5 protein-coding genes are annotated in these 4,900 nt (G+C 76.8%); 3 read left to right on the top strand and 2 right to left on the bottom strand.

Going from position 1 to position 4,900, the window contains the following annotated elements; translation table 11 throughout:
- Together IH44_RS0139085 and IH44_RS0139080 are read left to right on the top strand one after the other, a co-directional pair.
- Positions 1-329, top strand: a 329-nt coding sequence (locus IH44_RS0139085) for a hypothetical protein (protein WP_157852625.1), incomplete at its 5' end; no start/stop codon positions are given.
- Between the two features lie 204 nt (positions 330-533).
- Positions 534-971 carry a DoxX family protein gene (locus IH44_RS0139080; RefSeq protein WP_030464618.1) on the top strand — a complete coding sequence of 146 codons (438 nt, stop codon included), beginning with the start codon at positions 534-536 and terminating at the stop codon, positions 969-971.
- 94 nt (positions 972-1,065) lie between these two features.
- Here the strand turns inward: IH44_RS0139080 and IH44_RS0139075 are convergent, their stop codons facing one another.
- Positions 1,066-2,379, bottom strand: coding sequence for an amidohydrolase (locus tag IH44_RS0139075; protein WP_030464617.1), 1,314 nt, complete (start codon positions 2,377-2,379; stop codon positions 1,066-1,068).
- 252 nt (positions 2,380-2,631) lie between these two features.
- Here IH44_RS0139075 and IH44_RS0139070 point away from each other — a divergent pair, with 252 nt between their 5' ends.
- A complete protein-coding gene (locus IH44_RS0139070; protein WP_030464616.1) occupies positions 2,632-2,805 on the top strand; it encodes a thiazolylpeptide-type bacteriocin in 174 nt (57 codons plus the stop codon).
- Between the two features lie 86 nt (positions 2,806-2,891).
- Here IH44_RS0139070 and IH44_RS0139065 read toward each other — a convergent pair.
- Positions 2,892-4,900 (bottom strand): TOMM precursor leader peptide-binding protein (locus IH44_RS0139065; protein ID WP_369795053.1); only part of this gene is annotated, 2,009 nt, incomplete at its 5' end.

The raw sequence follows: 4,900 nt of genomic DNA, 5'->3' as shown, positions 1-4,900 counted from the left end.
CCCCGACCCCGCCCCCCACACCCGCCAAGGCGTACGGCCCGCGCTGCGTGTACGGCACCTCGGCGACCTGCAGCAGCGACGACCCGACCATCGAGGTGACCTTCAGCGGCGGCTACACCAGCTGCACGTTCACCATGACCACCACCTGGGGCGACGGCGAGACCACCTACACCGACGTCACCGGCTCCGGCCCCTCCGCGCCGCCGAAGACCTACGCCACCCACCTCTACCGGCAGCCCGGGACCTACCACATCCACGTCCGGGCCGTCACCACCTCCGGCTTCTGCCTGGCCACCGGGTCGGACCTCACCTTCACCCTCACCTCCTGACCGGCCGCTGCCGCTGCCCCGCCCGGCCGGGGCAGCGGCCGGGGCCGGGGCAGCACTCAGAGGATTCTCATAGGTTTCGGGTCTTGGCCCGGGAACTGACGCCGCGACAGAATTGATCGCGGTCCTTCAAGCTGGGCGGTTCGCCGCCCTGGGACGCGCTCCCCGCACCCGTTCCAGGTCTCGTCCCCCACACGAGGAGTTCTCATGATCGAAGACCTTTCGCGGCTCGCCGAGCGTGCCCGTCCCGTCCTGCTGGGCCTGGCCCGGATCGTCGTGTCGCTGCTGTTCGCCTGCCACGGGGCCGCCGCCCTGTTCGGCGTGCTGGGCGGGGCCCACGGCAAGGCGCCGGCGTTCGGCGAGTGGCCCGGCTGGTGGGCCGCGCTGATCCAGCTGGTGGGCGGCGCGCTGGTGCTGCTGGGCATCGCGGTGCGGCCCGCGGCGGTGGTGTGCGCCGGTTCGATGGCGTACGCGTACTTCAGCGTGCACCAGGAGCACGCCCTGTGGCCGATCCAGAACGGCGGCGAGCCCGCCGCGATGTTCTGCTGGGCGTTCCTGCTGATCGCCGCCGCCGGTCCGGGGAGCCTCGCGCTGGGCGGGCTGCTGCGCCGCCGCACCCGGGTGGCGCGTCCCGCCACCGCCTGATCCGCCGACCGGAGCGGCCCCGGGAGCGTCCCGGGGCCGCTCCGGCGTTCCCGGCGGCCGATTTCCGGGAACGGGGAGGCAGGTTGACGGACCGTCAGGGGCGGCCGAGGGCGACCAGGGCCGCGGCGTGCAGGGCGGCGATGCCGGTGCGCAGGGTGGTGCCGACGTGCGGGCGGAACAGCGGGGAGTGGTTGGCGGGCAGGGCGGCGAGCTTCTCGGCGGCACCGGCGCCGGGGGCGGCGGCCCACTGTTCGGGGCCGACCGTGCCGAGCATCCAGTAGCCGGTGCGGATGCCGGGAACGCCGTGCAGGGCGGCGCCGTCCGGACCGAACAGCGGGAAGTCCTCGGTGGCGGTCGACGGGGGCCAGTCGGCGACCCGGGACGCACCGAGCAACTCCCGGTGCGCGGCGTGCAGTTGCCCGGTCAGGGCCGGGTCGGGGGTGTTGGTGCCGGAGCGGGAGAGCTCCGTGGTCTCCGGCTCGCGCGGACAGCCGGAGGCCTCCGCCTCGGCCCGGACGATCCGCCGCACCGCCGCCGTGACCCGCTCCAGGGTCGGCTCGCCGAAGGCCCGGGCGGTCAGCCGCAGCACGGCCCGTTCGGGGATCACGTTGCCCTCGCCGCCCGCCTCGACGGAGCCGACCGTGAGCACCGCCCGCTCGGCGGGGGCGGTCTCCTGGGCCACCACCGCCGGGAGCCGCAGCACGATCGCGGCGGCGGCCAGCACCGGGTCGACGGCCAGGTGCGGCGTCCCGGCGTGCCCGCCCCGGCCGTGCACCACCACCTCCAGGGTGCGGCTGCCCGCCGTCACCGGCCCCCGGCCGTGCGCGACCATCCCGGCGGGCAGCGGCGCGGTGTGCTGGGCGAGGACGGTCGCGGGCGGTTCGAAGCGCCGGTAGAGGCCGTCCTCGAGCATCGCCCGGGCGCCGGAGAGCGTCTCCTCGGCGGGCTGGCCGACCACCAGCACGGTGCCGCGCCAGTCGCCGGGCGTCCGGGCCAGCGCGGCGGCAGCCCCGACCGCACAGGCCAGGTGGACGTCGTGGCCGCAGGCGTGCATCACCGGGACGCGGCGCCCGTCGGCGCTCCGGCCGGTGGCGGTGCTGGCGTAGGGCAGGCCGGTGCGTTCGGCCACCGGGAGCGCGTCGAGTTCGGCCCGCAGCAGCACCACCGGCCCGGGCCCGTTGCGCAGCACGGCGGCCACCCCGTGCCCGCCGATGCCCCGGGTGACCCGGTAGCCCGCGTCGGCGAGCGGGGCGGCGAACCGCCCGGCGGTGTGCTCCTCGGCGCCGGACAGCTCGGGGTGGCGGTGCAGGTCGAGGTAGAGCTCGGCGGCCCGGGCCAGCGCGGCCCGGTCGGGCAGCAGCGCCTCGGGCGGGACGGGCAGGGCGGGGGCGGGGGCGGGGGCGGTCATCGGGCGCTGGCTCCTCGGGCATCGGGTCGGACGAGCGGGACGAGCGGAACGAGCAGGACGAGCGGAACGGGTCGGAGCCGGGGAGCGGGGGTGTCAGTGGGTTGTCAGTGCGGTGCGCCCGGTGCCGCCAGCGGCGGCCGGTACAACTGTGGTGCGGGCGACGGGCGTTGGACGCGTGCCGGCGCTCCGCCCTGTTCCCGGTCCGGCCGTTCCCGGCCGGGCCGTCCGCCCTGCACCGGAAGGAGAAGCGACATGGCCGACAACTCGCTCGCCTCGCTCGCCGAGGAGATCCTGAACCTCGAGTCGGAGACCTTCGAGATCAGCGACTACTCGGACACCAGCGAGGTCATGCTGGGCTCGTCCACCAGCTGCTCCAGCACCAGCACCTGCTCGAGCACCTGTTCCACCACCAGCTGCACCGCCTGAGCCCGCGGGCAGCCGGCCGGCGGCCCCCCGTCCTCCGGGGCGGGGGGCCGCCGGCACGTTCGGCGGGCCGGACGTGCGCCGGGCGCTCACGGGAACGGGTGCGGGACCAGCCGGAGTTCGGCGTCCGTCAGGTCGGTGTCGCGCAGGCCGCCGCGGCGCTGCGCGGTGCGCAGCCGGGGCAGGTGCAGGGCGCGCTGGCGGGACCAGCCGAAGTCGATCGGCAGCAGGCCGGGGACGAGGGTGCAGACGGTGTGCAGGCCGAGGGCGCGCTGTTCGGGGGTGGTCTGGTCGACGGCGATGACGTCGAATCCGGCGTCGGTCAGCCGGTCGCGGCAGAACAGCAGGTCGTCGAGCAGGTCGGGGCCGCGCGGGCAGTCGCGGTCCCAGTCGGCGTAGAGCTCGGCGGCGGGCCGGGCGGGGGCGGCGGGTTCGAGGTAGCTGCGGGCGTGCCGGGCCATCTGCGGCAGGCCGAACAGCGCGGCGTGGTCGGGCAGTCGACGGACCAGGCCGAAGTCCTCGGCCATCGCGGCGAGTTCGGCGGGGCGTTCACGGACCTGGCCGGGCAGGTGGGGGATGTAGGTGAGGATCTCGGAGACCGCGGACTCGACGGTGTCCTCGGGGTCGAGTCCGGCGGCCGCGGCGAAGGCCAGGGTGCCGGGGCCGCCGTCGCGGCGGACGGCGAGCGCGGTGACCACGGGGACGGGCAGGTCGATCCGGTTGTCGAAGGCGTGCACGTCGTAGCCGAGCAAGGCGGCCCGGTCGAGCATGGCGCGCAGCCGGGGGCCGGGTCCGGCGGTCAGGTCGATCTCGGGCAGCGGGGCGTTGCCGTACCAGCCGAGCAGGAAGGCGTCGCGTTCGACGAGTTCGAGCAGGCCGAACAGGATCGCCTCCTCCGGGCAGCTGCCGGTGGCGCAGCCGTTGGAGCACTCGAAGACGAAGTTGTCGGCGGCCGTTCCGGCGCTGTAGTAGCAGAGCCGGGCCGGGACCAGGACGGGCGCCAGGTCGCGCAGGGAGCGGCCGCGGACCCAGGGGATCGGCCGGTCGGGGTCGAACGGGTCGAGCATCGGGTCCTCGCGGTAGGTGCGGGGCGGGTACAGGCCGCAGTCGCGCGGGTCGAGGACGGCGGTGCCGGCGGTGGCGGCCAGGTTGCGGTAGGAGTCGACCAGGGGCGGGGCGGGGTCGCGGCGGTGGGTGCCGGCGTAGCGTTCGAGGCCCTCCAGGAAGGCCAGGGCGCGGCTGCGGCGGAAGGAGTTGGCCTGGCCGCTCCAGGTGACGTCGGTGAGTCCGGCGTGGCCGCGCATGAAGACGCTGCCGGCGACGGGTGCGGTGGTGGGTGAGGCGACGTCGGTCCAGGTGCCGGCGCCGAGCACCCCGCAGACCGGGTTGGCGAGCGCGGCCTCGGGCAGCGGGTAGGCGTCGGCGGGGCGCAGCCGGCGGCTGCCGGGGGACGTCCGGGGGCGCGGGACGAGCGGCGGCTCGGGCTCCGGGCCGGTGGTGGCGGCGGGGGCGGTGGCGGCCGTGGCGGCGCAGGACGGGCAGAGCGGTTCGGCGAGCAGCGGGACGGTGCGCACCTGGAGGGTCTCCAGGTCGAGCCGGGAGACCCGGGCCGGGCCGGGGCGGTGGGCGTCCGGGGCGGTGGTGAGGCGGTGCAGGGCCCAGACGGCGTCGACGGCGTGGTCCGGCAGCGCGGGCAGGGCGGGCCCGGCCAGGGTGGCGGGGCGGCCGGTCTCCAGGGCTTCGCGTTCGGTGCGGCTGCGCAGGCGCTGCCAGCGCATGGCCAGGCAGGTGCCGCAGGCCCGGGGGGCGGGGTCGTCCGGCTCGCCGCCCCAGGGGCCGATCAGGACGCTCTGCGCGGTGAGGTGGACGGTGGCCCGGGCCCGGTGCCGGGCGGCGTCGGCGGGTTCGGGGCGCAGCAGGTCGGTGCCGCCGAGGACGGCCACCGCGGGGGCGGGTACGGCGTCGGTGGCGGCACGTTCGGCGAGCCGGCGGGCCATCCGGTGCCCGGCCTCCGCGAAGGCGAGGGCGGCGGGGGTGGTCATCTGGTGCCTCCGGACGAGGGGGTCGTGCGGGGTGGGGCGGACGGGGTCGTACGGGG

Origin of the sequence: Kitasatospora sp. NRRL B-11411 (assembly GCF_000721345.1) — a bacterium.
Classification (GTDB): domain Bacteria; phylum Actinomycetota; class Actinomycetes; order Streptomycetales; family Streptomycetaceae; genus Kitasatospora; species Kitasatospora cineracea.
This window is presented reverse-complemented; position numbering and strand designations above follow the sequence as displayed.